Genomic DNA, 13,895 nt, shown 5'->3' on the forward strand with positions numbered 1-13,895 from the left:
TGTCGCTGCTATGTCGGTGCGTACCACGGGTTGATAACGTTAAGTCCTGCGGCTTCGAAGGGACTAGTGTCGCGGGTAGCGACAATAAATCCGTTCGCCGCGGCAGTTGCGGCGATATAGGCATCTGCTTTACCGATTGCCCGACCTGCTACGCGTGCTCGCGCCATTAATTCCGAATAGCTCTTTGACACAGCCATGTCGAACGATAGAACGCGTCCAGAAAATAGAGGTAGAACTTCCTCTTCTAGTCGATCGTAGAGGACGGTCTTTCGTCTTCCGCTAGGCATCGCGGCGATGCCGAACCGTAACTCAGCTACTGTAATCGCCGAGACGAACAGTGTTTCCACTGCTTGAGCATCGATCCACGCCAGCACCTGACTATCGGGTGTGGGCTTCCATGGCTCCGAGATGACGTTGGTATCGATCAGGATCATTCGAAACTCATAGGTTCCGCAGGCGCTTTGTCTCGGACGAGCTGCAGATTATCCACGTCGTTGTTGGAAAGCCCTGCTTCGCGCCCGATCGATGCTAGCAACGAGCCCAACATGACGCGCTCAGCTGGCCGTACCGCTGTTTCTAGGATGTCACGGATTTCTGCTTCGGTACTGCGGCCGTGATGAGCTGCCCTCACTCTCAAGGCACGATGTGTCTCCTCAGACAAATTGCGTATTGTAACTGCTGCCATCGCTTGCACCCCCTTAACACTGATGATCATGCTATCAATATATGGAAGGTGATATCAGCTGACAACTCCTCTAGTTGTTTTGGAAGGACGCTTTTTGAATTGCGACAAATTGCAATCCTCATCCACCATCCATGCGCAACCTTTGCCACCCGACTGCGGTCAGTAGTATCAACTGACTAAGTAGGAGGGCATTTCGACCGCAGGTGCCGCTGAAGTGGCTCGCCGGCTAGATCGGCTGGCGGAGTTGCGCAAAACTCCATCGCGCGCAGTTGAGCAACTGCCACTCCCATTAGAGCCGCTGGCCAATTATGGGATGAGGCCCGTGGTCCGATAGGCCCGGATCGTCCGGTCATAGATGCCGATGTCCCGGCAACCGCGCGCGACCAGTTGGGCCCCCTCGATGGCTGCGAAGATTGCCATCGCATGCTCCCGCAGGTCCTGCTCGCCCGACGAGGGCCTTGCGCGTGAGAGGATCTGGGTGAGCCATCCGACGTTCATCTGCGCGAATCGATCGACCTCGGTTCTAACCTCCGCAGGGAGGTCGTCTAGTTCCGCGCTCATAATGCCGCACAGGCACATGCGATTATCGTTGGCCAGGGCAGCGCGAAAGATCGCCGCGTATCTGCCCATGCACCAACTCGCATCGTTGGAAGTGGCCAGCAGCTCCGCCAGGTAGGCTGCGCCCTCCTCCGTATAGCGACGCGCCAACGCGGCGCCGAGATCGCCCTTGGTCGGAAAATGATAGTGCACGCTGGCGCTTTTGATCCCGACCTCTTTGGCGAGTTCACGAAAGCTCAGCGCATTGTAGCCATGCGACTGCACCGTGGCTTTTGCGGCGGCCATGACCGCCTCGCGCATATCCGTCTTGGTTTTTGCCATTGTCGTTCCGTACCTATCACTCGATAGATAGTTGTTGACGGCCAAAAAGGGAAGAGATATCTGTGAATCGCAATCTATCTATCGATAGACAGATAAAGGCATTCCTGATGAAAATCTTCGATCGCCCCGGCTTTCCTGGGCAACCGCCAGCGCGATAAGGCGCTAGGCGGCATGAGGTATTTCGACATGGTGCTGCAGGACCGTTCGTTCGTCGCCGGCGATGCATTCTCGATGGCCGACAGTGTATGCCGGGCTGATGTTCGCGGACGCCGCCGGCATTGCCATCCCTGAAGATCATTCCGCGCTGAAGACCTGGCGCACAAAAGTCTCCGAGCTGCCGAGCGTCAAGAATCGCAGCGGCCAGATGTTCGTCGCGGAGGATCTGCGTAGGCTCGGCTTCTAATCGCACACCTCACCTCGCTACACCGCGCCAACCTATTCCCCACCGGCAGCTCTGATTGCACCGGCGCCCGCTCCTGCGCCCGCCGCTCCGCGGCAGATGGCACCCGAGAAAACACTGCCCGGAAACTCGAACAAATTCAGGCGGATCGTTATCCAGGTGCAGTCGGGATTGCCTGCCTACGGTTATTACGCTGGCTCCCTGACTGGTGTCGTCGACGAGGACACGCGCGCGGCGCTGAGCCAGATGCAGAAGGACAACAAGCTCAAGGTAACCGGTACGGTAACGACAGAGGTCTTGAACGCATTCGGGATTGCAGCACGATAGCGATTGGAATGCCCTGCCGCTCTATACGCAGCGCTTTTCCGACATAACGGCGATAGTAGTCAAGCCCCATTACAGCCATCATCACCTTGTTTTTATTCTATTTATTTCGTGTCTAGATGCGTGAGCAATCGCGATCCCGACAAAAGGGGGATAAAGACCGGGCGCCGTATCTAGGTCATCGGGGCGACCTGCTTCTCCCTCGCCGCATTCAAAACGCGGATAAAACGCGTCGCTCACTTCTTATTACCATCGCATTGTTTTTGCTGAAAAAACTCACCCCTCTCACCTGAGTGGACCGTGACGATAGGGGCGAATCTGATATAAGGGGGATAAAACGAGGAAACGAAATGCCTATCCATGATCCATGCGCTTTGCTCAACCGGTTGCTTCAAGAGCCGAACGAAACTGGGTGGCTGGAATTCAAGGTCAATAACAAGGATCCGCGCGAGATTGGTGAGTATGTTTCCAGCCTCGCGAATTCAGCCATGCTGGCTGGCAGGGATCGTGCTTTCCTTGTCTTCGGCGTGGAGGACCGCTCGAAAGAACGGGTGGGGACCGAACTCCGTTTGCAAAAACTAAAGCAGGGAAACGAGGATTTTACAAATTGGCTGAGCCGGATGATCGAGCCGCGTGTCCTCATCGAGGTTCTGGATTTCTCGTGCGATGGCCTTGCCTATTCCGTGATTGCCATCGAACCGTCCTATGAACGGCCCGTAAAGTTCAGCGGTGTGGAATTCATCCGGATTGGGGAGAACAAGAAAAAGCTCGCCGAGTTTCCGGAGCATGAGCGGGCGCTGTGGATAGCGACCGGAAGGCGCCGCTTCGAGACAGCCGTGGCTGCATCCAACGTGACCACGGAAGATGTTTTCGCGCTCCTGGATCCGGATCCTATGTTCGATTTAACCGGCGAGCCAAGGCCCAAGAACCAAGAAGAGGTGACCCGCAAGATGGCGGATCGAGGGGTTGTTCTGGATAATCTTGAGGGCCGGTTCGACATTACCAACCTCGGCGCCATCATGCTGGCCCGCGACGTCACGGCTTTTCCCTCCATCGCCGGGAAAGCCGTTCGCATCGTCAAATATACCGGCCGCGATAAATCTCGATCCGACTTCGAACAGGAAGGCAAGAAGGGCTACGCCGTCGGTTTCACCAGCATGATGAAATTCCTGATGGAACGCCTGCCCAAGGACGAACGATATATCGACGGGGTTCGACGCATGGTTCCGCACTTCCCGGAAACAGCTATCCGGGAAGTGATTGCCAACGCACTCATCCACCAGGATTTCATGGCGACCGGCGTCGGTCCTGTGGTTGAGATCTATGATAACCGGATCGAGGTCAGCAATCCGGGTAACTCTCTGATCAGCACCGACCGAATCCTCGACGAACGACGCTCCCGAAACGAAAAACTGGCAGCGACTATGCGTTCATTCGGCCTCTGTGAGGAACGCGGTGGCGGTCTCGACAAGACGCTAATTGAGATCGAGGCAGAGCATCTCCCGGCCCCCGATTTCATCTCATCCGAAAACTCAATGCGTGTCGTGCTGTTCGCGCCAAAAGGCTTCAACCAGATGTCGAAGGCAGAGAAAATGCGGGCGTGCTTCTTTCATTGTATTCTGCGCTGGCTAACTCACGATTACATGAGCAACGCAACTCTCCGGGAACGGTTCTCGCTTCCGGCCGAAGAGTATCAGGCAGTTTCCGCAATTATCGCGGAATCGATCAAACTCGGCCGCATCGCACCGGCAGATCCGGACCAGGGCAGGAGAAACGCGAGATACGTTCCGTACTGGGCCGTCTAAGGCAAGTGACCGCCTTGACAGGAATCGAACCGTGAATTCGGTCTGGCATGAGTGAGACTTTGGCCCGATATGATACGTTTACGACATACTGTCGTCCGCTGGTACAAAATCATTAGGGCAAGCAGATCGTCTTTTGGGGCGGAATTCGCGGCCCGCCTTGCCTCCGGTCGTCTGCTCCCTAGATCCGACACATGGATACCGAGCGAACCACAGCTCCTATCAGATCGGTAAGGGCGTCTTCGCGGAAACCTCTGCAGAGGTTGAGCCCGGCCATTGTCGAGCAAGTCGAGCGCCTGCTCGGTGGACGCACGCGTGATATCCGCTTCAATGGGGAACTGGCTCGGCTTTTTGGCGAACGCTCCTGGCCGCGGACTGCCAAGATCATTCGCGCGTGGATGGTCTGGGTTATCGTGCTCGACGTCCTGACGTTGGGCCTCAACGCGATCTTGCTTCCGACTGAAACCGTCATGTCGATGCTTTGGCCAGCGTCTATCCTTCCCCCCGCGGCTCTTGTCGCCGCGGTGGCCTTCCTGCGGCCGCATGCTTTGTGGGTGCAGGGAGTTTTCCTCCTCTCGGCTGTTTTTCTCATCCTCCTGTCGGTCGCCATGGTGGGCGTTAACACCGGTGGCGAGTTTTATGAGCGGCATTTGACCATCATGCTTTTTGTGGCCGTCACTGCCATTATCATATTTCCCATTCCACTCGGTTGGGCGATGGCGATCGGTGCTTCTGCCCTCGGTATCTACCTTGTGTTTCAACTGCGCAATCCAGCCATCGAAGTGGGCAGTGCTCTGGCCGGGACGCTGTTTTTCGCAAGCGGTGTGGCTGCAACCGTCGTTGCCCGACGTACCGCAACCATCTTCGCTCAGAAGACTTTCTTGCTGGAGTTACGAGATCGAAGTCGCCTCGCGGAGCTTACCGACGCCAATTCCCAGCTGGAATTGCTGGCACGGACAGATCCGTTGACGGGTGTCGCCAACCGGCGCTCGATGATGGAAACGCTCCATTATTTCTGGAGCGAGGATCTTAAACGAACGAGCGGCGCGGCGATGCTGATGTGCGATATCGACGACTTCAAGCATCTCAACGATAATCTCGGACATGCCGAAGGCGACCGCTGCCTGGTGAAGGTTGCCGGCATCATTCAGAGCAGCATGAGAGACGAGCGGGACCAGGTCGCCCGTTACGGAGGCGAAGAATTTCTCGTCTTTCTCCCAGGCTCAGATGAGCAAGAAGCCAAGGTCGTCGCTGAGCGGATACGCAGCCGAGTGGAAGCTGCGTCTCTTCCAAACCCGACCTCCCGCGTCGTTGCTTATGTCACTGTCAGCATTGGAGTGGCCACGATGATGCAAGACAGTGAGCTTGTGTCAGCAGAGCACATGCAACGCCAAGCGGATGCGGCGCTCTACCTTGCCAAAAAGACTGGCCGCAACCGTGTGGTGGTCCATGCCGCAAAGGTCGACCAAGCCTCAGACTAAGCCGTTTGGCTATCGTGGTCTCCAAAACGACTGCCTTAAAAGGCCGCAATCTGGGTCCGGTGTCAGCCCTGTCAGCTTGACCATTTGACAGATATCCTACAAGTCGATATGTAACATCGATCTTATCGGCGATGCGGGAAAGTGACCGGCATGACATTGAAATCGATGAAGCCGCTGACGCGCGCGCCACTGCTGCATGTCTCCGTGCAGGAAAGTCTGCGCGCCTATATCGACGACAATGGCCTGGCGCCCGGAACCCTGCTTCCGGCCGAGGGAGAGCTCGCCACCCAGCTCGGTGTCAGCCGCAATTCGCTGAGGGAAGGCATCAAGGCGTTGGAATCGCTCGGCGTGCTGGATACGCGGCGCGGCGTGGGTATCTTCGTGAAGGCATTTTCCTTCGGGCCGCTTCTCGACAACCTCGCTTACGGCCTCGGCGGCGCCCTGCGGCAGATCGAGGAGGTCCTCGAAATCCGCCGTACGCTGGAAGTGGGATTGATCGGCAAAACGATCGACGTGATCGGCGAAGAGGACATCGCCGAATTGCGCGCCACCGTCAATCGGATGCGCGCCCAGGCCGAGCGCGGTGAAACCTTTGCGGAAGACGACCAGCTGTTCCACCGACTGCTGTTTCGCTGCCAGGACAATGAAACGCTGGTGCGGCTGATCGATGTCTTCTGGCTCGCCTTCTACAAGGCGTCGGATTTCGTCAACCTTGAAAATGCCGATCCGATGGCAACGTGGCGCGACCATGCCGCAATCGTCGATGCGATCGAGGCAAAAGATCTGGAGGAGGCGCGCAGACGCCTGGATCGTCACTACGAAGGCATTGCCCGGGTGATTGCCAACAACAAGACAAGTTCAAACGTGGGAGGAACACATGAAAAGACTGTCTAGATTATCCGTGATTGCGCTTGGCGCCCTGCTGTCGACGGCTGCCGTTCCAGCTCTTGTCGTTTCGGGCGTTGCAATAGAGGCCCAGGCAGCCACGCTATCGGGCGGCTTCGATGTCGGTCCCGGAGGTTTCCAGGGCAACTTCAATCCGCTCGCCGCGACCGCCGGCTTCACCTGGCTCAGCATCTATTACGAACCGCTGATCACTTATGACGAGAAGCTGCAGAAGGTCGTCGGCGCGCTGGCAAGCTCCTACGAGGTCAGCTCCGACCAGATGACCTACACGTTCAAGCTGGTGGACGCCAAATGGCATGACGGCAAACCGTTCACTGCCAAGGACGCAAAGTTCACCATGGCCCTTGCGATGGACGCGAAAACCGGCTCGGTGCTCGCCGCCCGGCTGAAGGGCATATCGTCCGTCGAGACGCCGGATGAGCACACTGTTGTCATCAAGCTCAGCGCCCCCAGCAGCAGTTTTCCCGACACGATGACCAAAGTGATGATGCTGCCCGAGCATGCGCTCTCCTCGATCCCGGCCGACCAGCTGACGAAGAACACCTGGTGGTCCACAGCTCCGATCGGCACCGGTCCGTTCAAATTCACCAAATACGTCTCGGATCAATATGTCGAACTTGCCGCAAACACCGATTATCGCGGTGGCAAACCCGCACTGGAACGCGTCATCAATCGCTATTTCGCCAACCCGGCCGCAGCAATCGCTGCGCTGAGATCCGGCGAAATCCAGTTCACCTATGTCGATTCCAACGACGTGCCGACCTTCAAGGACAACAAGGACTTCCAGGTCATAGAAGGCAACTCTTTCGTCGTCAACTACCTGGGCTTCAACCACGAATCCCCGCTCTGGAAGGACGTGCGCGTCCGCCAGGCGGTGATGTACGCGATCAATCGCGATGCCATCATCCAGAGCCTTTATGGCGGTGCGGCCAAGCCTGCCAACTGCGCCTATGTCGCCGAACAGCTGATACCCCCTGATATCGACAGCTATGCCTATGATCCCGAGAAGGCCAAGCAGTTGTTGACGGAAGCCGGCTGGGACCAGATCAACGGCGGCAAGCAGATCACCCTTCTGACCTATTACACCACGCCGCTGGCGACCAACGTGCTTGCCGCAGTCCAGGCGATGCTTGCCCAGGTCGGCATCAACATCGTCCCGCGCGCCGTCGATGCGCCGACCTATAACAGCATCGTGCTCAATGCGACGCCGGATATCGCCCAGTTCCAGTTGGTTTATGCCGGGCTGCAGAACGGGCCGGATGCCGGAAGCATCAATGTCGGCCTCAACGAGAAGCAGATCCCTCCGGCCGGGCCGAATGTCGCCAGGGTTCGCATGCCTGACCTCACCAAGGCGCTCGATAGCGCCTTGGCCGAGCCTGATAGCACCAAGCGGGATGCCGCCTACCAGGACGTCTGCAAGGTGATGAACACCAACCTGCCCTGGGCGACGCTCTGGGTGGCAAACCGCTATGGCATCGTCTCGACAAAGGTGAAGGATTTCGTCTGGACGCCAGCGCCGGGCGGCGGCCCCTACCAGGCCAATCCGCAGAAATGGTCGATCGCCGAATAGGCGCTTTCCGGGAAAGCCTTGAGGGTGGCTTCGGCCACCCTGACAAGACGGCCCGATAAGACGGATTACCGATGCTCCAATACAGTCTCAGACGCCTGATCATAGGAATAGGCATGCTCGTCGCCCTGAGCATGCTGATCTTCCTGCTGCTGCGCCTGACACCCGGCGATCCGATCGATGCCTATATCGATCCTAACCTGCCGATGTCGCCGTCAGACCTTGCCGATCTGCGCCGAAGCCTCGGCCTCGATCAGCCCTTGCCAGTGCAGTATCTTGGCTGGTTGCAGCAGGCGGTGACGGGCAACCTCGGCTATTCGATCAAGCGTCTCGATCAGCCGGTTCTGGGGCTGGTGCTGTCACGGATCGGCCCGACAGTTCTGTTGATGGGCACCGCACTTGCCTTTGCCATCGTCGCAGGCATCACTTTCGGGGTGATCGGCGCCGTCCGCCGCAATTCGCTTGCCGATCTGTCCTTGTCGGTGGTTGCGCTTGCCGGCATTTCCAGCCCGGCCTTCCTCAGCGCGCTGATCGGCCTTTATATTTTCTCCGTCCGCCTGCACTGGATGCCATCAGGCGGCATGCTGACGCCGGGCGAGGAATTCTCGGTGGGCGATCTCCTCCACCATCTGATCCTGCCCGCGGCACTTCTGTCTGTCGCGCAAGCCGCATTGATCATGCGTTATATGCGCGCCTCGCTGCTCGAAGTTCTGACCCAGGATTACGTGCGCACGGCCCGCGCCAAGGGCGTTCGCGAGTTCTGGATCATCAGCAAGCATGCCTTGCGCAATGCGCTTCTTCCGATCGTGACGCTGATCGGTTCCACCATCGGGCTTGCAATCGGCGGCGCCATCTTCATCGAGAGCGTCTTCAACTGGCCGGGTATGGGTCTGTTGCTCGTCGATGCCGTGCAGACCCGCGACTACCCCGTCATCATGGGGGCGACACTCGTCATCGGCGCCTGCGTTATCGTCGTCAATCTTCTGACTGATATCACCTATGCGGTCGTCGACCCGCGCATCAAGGTGGGCTGACCATGCTGGCACGCTCGTCCGAACGCCGGAGCCCCGGACCATTTTCCCGCGCCTTCAGTCGGTTTCTGCTCAACCGCGCAGCTGTTGCCGGCGTCTGCATTGCCACGCCAATGCTGCTGCTGATCCTCTCCTATCCCCTATGGTGGGCTTTCCGGCCGAACGACATCGATCTTCTGGCCATGAATAGCGGGCCGACGGCAACGCACTGGTTCGGAGCCGACGGCGTCGGCCGCGACGTCTTCGCCCGCGTGCTCGAAGGCGGCCGGATTTCGCTGCTGGTCGCCGTCGCATCGACCGCGCTTTCTGCCGTCATCGGGTTTCTTTTTGGGGCAACCTCGGCGCTTGCCGGACGCTGGACGGACGCCGTCTCGATGCGCTTCGTCGATCTGGTGATGACCCTGCCACCCGTCATCTTCCTGCTTGTGCTCGCGTCGATTGCCGGCACCGGCATCTGGCCGACTGTGCTGGTCATCTCGCTGCTCTCCTGGCCGCTGCTTGCGCGCATGATCCGCTCGCGGCTGCTGGAATTGCGTGAACGCGACTTCGTCATGGCCGCCCGCGGCATGGGCGCCGGCATCGGCCATCTGCTCTTCCGCCACGGCCTGCCGAACTCGATCGATATCCTCGTGGTCTATGCAACGCTACAGATCGCCAATGCCATTCTGCTCGAGGCGGGACTGTCCTTCCTCGGTCTCGGCATCGCCCCGCCGGCGGCAAGCTGGGGCAACATGCTGAACGCGGCCCGCTCGACCGCCGTGCTCGAACAATATCCGTGGCAATGGCTCTTCCCCGGCGCCGCGCTGATCCTTGCCGTCCTGGCGATCAACTTCATTGGCGATGGCCTCAGAGATGCCTTCGATCCGCGTGCCGAACTGAACTGACAATCGAAAGAAGCGAAAATGACCAAATTCAAGGGTGTCGTCCCTCCCGTCGTAACACCGCTCAATCCGGATCTCACCATCGACTACCCATCCTATTCACGCGTGCTCGAGCATCTGATCGACGCCGGCTGCCATGGCGTATTCGTGCTCGGCTCGACGAGCGAGGTGATCTTCCATGACGAAAGGACCCGGCGGGAAATCATCGAGCATTCGGCCAAGGTGGTGAACGGCCGGGTGCCGCTGATCGTCGGCGTCATCGATCCGACCACGGATCGCGTCATCGCCCATGCGAAGGTCGCAAAGGCGGCCGGCGCCGATGCAGTCGTGGTGACGGCGCCATTCTATACGGTCACCAGCCAGTCCGAGATCCTCGACCACTTCCGTTATATCCGCGACGCGGTGGACATTCCGCTGATCGCCTACGACATTCCGGTCTGCGTTCACGTCAAGCTGCAGCGCCAGACCGTGGTCACGCTCGCCAGGGAAGGCGCCATTATCGGCCTCAAGGATTCCAGCGGCGACGATGGCAACTTCCGCTATGCGCTCCTCGACCTTGCCGAACAAAAAGACGTCTTCCTGATGACCGGCTCCGAGATCGTCGTCGACACCGCCCTGCTGATGGGCGCCCATGGCGTCGTTCCTGGCATCGCCAATGTCGATCCGCACGGCTATGTCCGGCTTTGGGATGCTGCCCAACGTGGCGACTGGATCGCCGCGAAGAAGGAACAGCAGCGTCTCTGCCGCTTGTTCGAAATCGTCTGGGTCGCGCAGGGTCGTGTCAGCGGCGGCGCAGCCGGCATCGGCGCCTTCAAGACCGCCATGCGCAGCCTCGGCATCATCGATTCCGCTGTCATGCCCCGTCCGCGTGCCTCTCTTAACGAAGCCGAAACGGCGCGGATCGACGAGATCCTGCGTGCAACCGGCCTGCTGAACTGAGCCAGTTGATGGAACAGACCGCCGAACCCGTACTCGACATCAGGGGATTGCGAACGATCTTCCGCATCCGCGGTGGCGAGATCACGGCGGTCAACAATATCGACCTGACCGTTGCCGCTGGCGAGACGCTTGCGCTCGTCGGCGAATCCGGCTCCGGCAAGTCGGTCACCAGCCTGTCGGTCATGCGGCTGCTCACCCGCAACATCGGCGTGATCGCCGCAGGCAGCATCCGCCTTGCGACGGGGAACGGCGTGGTCCGCGATCTCGTCTCCCTCGACGAAGAGAGCATGCGCAGGATCAGGGGCGACGACATCGGCATGGTGTTCCAGGAGCCGATGTCGAGCCTCAATCCCGTCTTCACCATCGGCGACCAGATCGCCGAGCCGATCCGCATCCATCGCGGTAGCGACCGCAAGGCGGCGATGAACGCAGCCGTCACGCTGCTTGAAAGCGTCGGCATACCGGACGCCCGGCGCCGCGCCGGCCAATATCCGCACGAACTGTCAGGCGGCATGCGGCAGCGCGCGACGATCGCCATGGCGCTCGCCTGCGATCCGGCGCTGCTGATCGCCGATGAGCCGACCACGGCGCTCGACGTGACGATCCAGGCGCAGATTCTCGACCTGCTCCTCAAGCTGCAGCGCGAGCGCGGCATGGCCATGCTGTTCGTCACCCACAATCTCGGCGTCGTCGCCGAAATCGCCCATCGCGTGGCGGTGATGTATGCCGGCCGGATCGTCGAAGAAGGGCCGGTCGGCGAGGTCTTCCGCAATCCCAAGCATCCCTACACGATGGGCCTTCTCGCCTCCATGCCGCGCCTTGGCGATGCCGCACGGATGAAACAGGCCGGCGAAAAGCTCGCCGCCATTCCCGGCATGGTCCCGAGCCTGATGAACATGCCGAGCGGCTGCGCCTTTTCCCCGCGCTGCAAATTCGCGATCGATGCCTGTCGCGTGGCGGTTCCCGCGCTCGAACAGATCAATCCGCAGCACCGAAGCCGCTGCATCAGATGGCAGGAGATCTAGATGAGCGAACCGCTGCTTTCCGTCCGCGACCTTTCGAAACATTATACCTCCCGCGGCACGCGGCTGAACATTCTTCAGGGCATTTCCTTCGATATCGGCAAGGGTGAAGTCGTCGGGCTTGTCGGCGAATCCGGCAGCGGAAAGACCACGATCGGGCGTTCCGTCCTTCGCCTCGTCGAACCGTCGTCCGGCAGCGTCCGTTTCGACGGGACGGAACTCACGGCACTTTCCGCCTCCGCGCTAAGGCGGCAGCGGCCGCGCATGCAGTATATTTTCCAGGATCCCTTCGCCAGCCTGTCGCCGCGCATGACGATCGGCGAGATCCTGACGGAAGGCCTGAAGATCCAGGGGATCGGCACCGCCCGCGGCAGGCTCGAACGGGCGCAGTCGGCTTTGGTAAAGGTCGACCTGCCCGCCGATGCTATCAATCGATATGCCCATGAATTTTCCGGTGGCCAGCGCCAGCGCGTCGGGATTGCCCGTGCGTTGACCTTGTCGCCGGAATTCATCGTCGCCGACGAGCCGGTTTCGGCGCTCGACGTGTCGATCCAGGCGCAAGTGATCAACCTGCTGCGCGACCTGCAGCAGCAGCTTGGCCTGACCATGCTGTTCATCTCGCATGACCTTGCCGTCGTCGAATATATCTGCGACCGGGTGATCGTGCTCTATCTCGGCCGCATCATGGAAATCGCGCCGAGTGCCGATCTCTATGCGAGACCGCAGCATCCCTATACGCGTGCGCTTCTGTCGGCGATTCCGTCGCCCGATCCGGATGCCCGCCGCAACAGGCAGATCCTGAAAGGCGATATTCCAAGTCCGGCCAATCCGCCGAGCGGATGTGTTTTTCGCACGCGCTGTCCGAGCGCGCTCGATGCCTGCGCCGGCGCCGTTCCGCAATTGCGGGAAATCGCGCCCGGCCACTTCAAGGCCTGCATCCGCGACGACCTCAATTGATCCGTCATCCCTCGGAGAAACAAGAGATGAATGCGAAGACGCCGCGTCCCGCCATCAGCGGAAACTGGGCGAGCCTGCTTCTGCCGATCGCGGCCGATGACAGCATTGAATTCGACAAGCTCGGCGAAGAGATCGACATCCTCATCGATGCCGGCGTCGACGGTATCTATTCGAACGGCACTGCCGGCGAATTCCACAATCAGACGGAAGCGGAGTTCGACAGCATCCAGGCAATGCTGGCCGAGCGCTGCAAGGCATCTTCAACGCCATTCGTCATCGGCGCCTGCCAGCCCGACCCGCTGATCATGCTCAATCGCGTCCGTCGCGCCGCCGCGCTAGATCCGCGCGCCATTCAGGTCATATTGCCGGACTGGTGGCCGCTCACCGATGCCGAAGCGGTCGACTTCCTGAAACGAACGGCCGAGGCTGCCGACAGAATTCCGCTCATCCTCTACAATCCGCCGCATGCAAAACGCGTGCTGGCGCCAAGGGAGCTCGGCATGGTCTGCGCGGCAGTGCCGGAGGTGATCGGCATCAAGCTCGCCGATGGCGACGCCTCCTGGTATGCCGAGGCACGCCGGCATCTGTCCGGGCTGTCACTCTTCGTCCCCGGCCATCATCTGGCAACCGGCACCAAGGAAGGTGTGGCAGCAGGCTCCTTTTCCAATGTGGCCTGCCTTAGTCCCCGCGGCGCTCAGGCCTGGACGGTCTCCATGCGAAACGAGATCGACCCCGCACTCGATCTGGAGGGACGCATCGGCGCATTTATGGACGCGCATATTGTCCCGTTTCGCCAGGAATTTGGCTATTCGAACGCCGCTCTCGACAAACTTTTGAGTGCGATCGGCAATTGGGGACCCGTGGGCACCCGTTTGCGGTTTCCCTATCGCTCGATAGACATGGCAGAAGCGGTCAGGTTGCGACGCATCGCACGCTCCGAACTCCCCGATCTTTTCCACTGAGTTTGCTCAAAGAACGGGCATGGCACGAAACAAGCTGCGTTGGCTCGCCCTGATGGGCG

General features: G+C 59.7%; 14 protein-coding genes and 1 pseudogene. 12 read left to right on the forward strand and 3 right to left on the reverse strand.

The window, feature by feature from the left end; all coding sequences use genetic code 11:
* Positions 1-8 precede the first annotated feature (8 nt).
* From AC25BC_RS24735 to AC25BC_RS24745, 3 genes are all read right to left on the reverse strand, one after another.
* Positions 9-434, reverse strand: a complete 426-nt coding sequence (locus AC25BC_RS24735) for a type II toxin-antitoxin system VapC family toxin (protein ID WP_012755158.1) — start codon at positions 432-434, stop codon at positions 9-11.
* Positions 431-685 (reverse strand): FitA-like ribbon-helix-helix domain-containing protein, encoded by a 255-nt coding sequence (locus AC25BC_RS24740; protein WP_027664431.1) that lies wholly within the window; start codon positions 683-685, stop codon positions 431-433. Before AC25BC_RS24740 ends, AC25BC_RS24735 begins: the two co-directional genes overlap by 4 nt.
* Before the next feature lie 306 nt (positions 686-991).
* On the reverse strand, positions 992-1,564 hold the full coding sequence (locus tag AC25BC_RS24745) for a TetR/AcrR family transcriptional regulator (RefSeq protein WP_128438797.1): 573 nt from the start codon (positions 1,562-1,564) through the stop codon (positions 992-994).
* 138 nt (positions 1,565-1,702) lie between these two features.
* Between AC25BC_RS24745 and AC25BC_RS24750 the strand changes: the two are divergent.
* The 12 genes and pseudogenes from AC25BC_RS24750 to AC25BC_RS24805 all read left to right on the forward strand — a co-directional run.
* Positions 1,703-1,967 (forward strand): annotated as a pseudogene (locus tag AC25BC_RS24750) (glutathione binding-like protein); the annotation flags it as partial.
* A gap of 156 nt (positions 1,968-2,123) precedes the next feature.
* Positions 2,124-2,291 (forward strand): peptidoglycan-binding domain-containing protein, encoded by a 168-nt coding sequence (locus AC25BC_RS24755; RefSeq protein ID WP_409566640.1) that lies wholly within the window; start codon positions 2,124-2,126, stop codon positions 2,289-2,291.
* Between the two features lie 347 nt (positions 2,292-2,638).
* The gene (locus AC25BC_RS24760; protein WP_128438796.1) at positions 2,639-4,093 is read left to right on the forward strand and encodes an ATP-binding protein; all 1,455 of its coding nucleotides are present in this window, start codon (positions 2,639-2,641) and stop codon (positions 4,091-4,093) included.
* A 191-nt stretch (positions 4,094-4,284) separates the two neighbouring features.
* The gene (locus tag AC25BC_RS24765; RefSeq protein WP_050786648.1) at positions 4,285-5,571 is read left to right on the forward strand and encodes a GGDEF domain-containing protein; all 1,287 of its coding nucleotides are present in this window, start codon (positions 4,285-4,287) and stop codon (positions 5,569-5,571) included.
* A gap of 150 nt (positions 5,572-5,721) precedes the next feature.
* Positions 5,722-6,465, forward strand: a complete 744-nt coding sequence (locus AC25BC_RS24770; protein WP_012755164.1) for a FadR/GntR family transcriptional regulator — start codon at positions 5,722-5,724, stop codon at positions 6,463-6,465.
* Positions 6,449-8,047 (forward strand): ABC transporter substrate-binding protein, encoded by a 1,599-nt coding sequence (locus AC25BC_RS24775; protein ID WP_012755165.1) that lies wholly within the window; start codon positions 6,449-6,451, stop codon positions 8,045-8,047. The genes AC25BC_RS24770 and AC25BC_RS24775 overlap by 17 nt, the downstream gene beginning before the upstream one ends.
* Positions 8,048-8,118: 71 nt before the next feature.
* Complete coding sequence (locus tag AC25BC_RS24780; RefSeq protein WP_041935709.1) at positions 8,119-9,078, forward strand: ABC transporter permease; 960 nt, start codon at positions 8,119-8,121, stop codon at positions 9,076-9,078.
* A 2-nt stretch (positions 9,079-9,080) separates the two neighbouring features.
* Positions 9,081-9,959 carry an ABC transporter permease gene (locus AC25BC_RS24785; RefSeq protein ID WP_012755167.1) on the forward strand — a complete coding sequence of 293 codons (879 nt, stop codon included), beginning with the start codon at positions 9,081-9,083 and terminating at the stop codon, positions 9,957-9,959.
* Positions 9,960-9,977: 18 nt separating this feature from the next.
* The gene (locus tag AC25BC_RS24790; protein WP_128438795.1) at positions 9,978-10,895 is read left to right on the forward strand and encodes a dihydrodipicolinate synthase family protein; all 918 of its coding nucleotides are present in this window, start codon (positions 9,978-9,980) and stop codon (positions 10,893-10,895) included.
* 8 nt (positions 10,896-10,903) lie between these two features.
* Positions 10,904-11,920 (forward strand): ABC transporter ATP-binding protein, encoded by a 1,017-nt coding sequence (locus tag AC25BC_RS24795; RefSeq protein ID WP_012755169.1) that lies wholly within the window; start codon positions 10,904-10,906, stop codon positions 11,918-11,920.
* Entirely contained in the window at positions 11,921-12,874 is a 954-nt protein-coding gene (locus tag AC25BC_RS24800) for an ABC transporter ATP-binding protein (protein WP_012755170.1), read from the forward strand.
* A gap of 26 nt (positions 12,875-12,900) precedes the next feature.
* Positions 12,901-13,836 (forward strand): dihydrodipicolinate synthase family protein, encoded by a 936-nt coding sequence (locus AC25BC_RS24805; protein WP_012755171.1) that lies wholly within the window; start codon positions 12,901-12,903, stop codon positions 13,834-13,836.
* The last annotated feature ends 59 nt before the right edge of the window (positions 13,837-13,895 follow it).

The organism is Rhizobium sp. WSM409 (assembly GCF_057653825.1).

Coding starts and splice junctions, on each gene's coding strand:
- AC25BC_RS24780 (WP_041935709.1), top strand. CDS start 8,119: ATGCTCCAATACAGTCTCAGACGCCTGATCATAGGAATAGGCATGCTC.
- AC25BC_RS24745 (WP_128438797.1), bottom strand. CDS start 1,564: ATGGCAAAAACCAAGACGGATATGCGCGAGGCGGTCATGGCCGCCGCA.
- AC25BC_RS24765 (WP_050786648.1), top strand. CDS start 4,285: ATGGATACCGAGCGAACCACAGCTCCTATCAGATCGGTAAGGGCGTCT.
- AC25BC_RS24735 (WP_012755158.1), bottom strand. CDS start 434: ATGATCCTGATCGATACCAACGTCATCTCGGAGCCATGGAAGCCCACA.
- AC25BC_RS24800 (WP_012755170.1), top strand. CDS start 11,921: ATGAGCGAACCGCTGCTTTCCGTCCGCGACCTTTCGAAACATTATACC.
- AC25BC_RS24740 (WP_027664431.1), bottom strand. CDS start 685: ATGGCAGCAGTTACAATACGCAATTTGTCTGAGGAGACACATCGTGCC.
- AC25BC_RS24775 (WP_012755165.1), top strand. CDS start 6,449: ATGAAAAGACTGTCTAGATTATCCGTGATTGCGCTTGGCGCCCTGCTG.
- AC25BC_RS24785 (WP_012755167.1), top strand. CDS start 9,081: ATGCTGGCACGCTCGTCCGAACGCCGGAGCCCCGGACCATTTTCCCGC.
- AC25BC_RS24795 (WP_012755169.1), top strand. CDS start 10,904: ATGGAACAGACCGCCGAACCCGTACTCGACATCAGGGGATTGCGAACG.
- AC25BC_RS24760 (WP_128438796.1), top strand. CDS start 2,639: ATGCCTATCCATGATCCATGCGCTTTGCTCAACCGGTTGCTTCAAGAG.
- AC25BC_RS24805 (WP_012755171.1), top strand. CDS start 12,901: ATGAATGCGAAGACGCCGCGTCCCGCCATCAGCGGAAACTGGGCGAGC.
- AC25BC_RS24770 (WP_012755164.1), top strand. CDS start 5,722: ATGACATTGAAATCGATGAAGCCGCTGACGCGCGCGCCACTGCTGCAT.
- AC25BC_RS24790 (WP_128438795.1), top strand. CDS start 9,978: ATGACCAAATTCAAGGGTGTCGTCCCTCCCGTCGTAACACCGCTCAAT.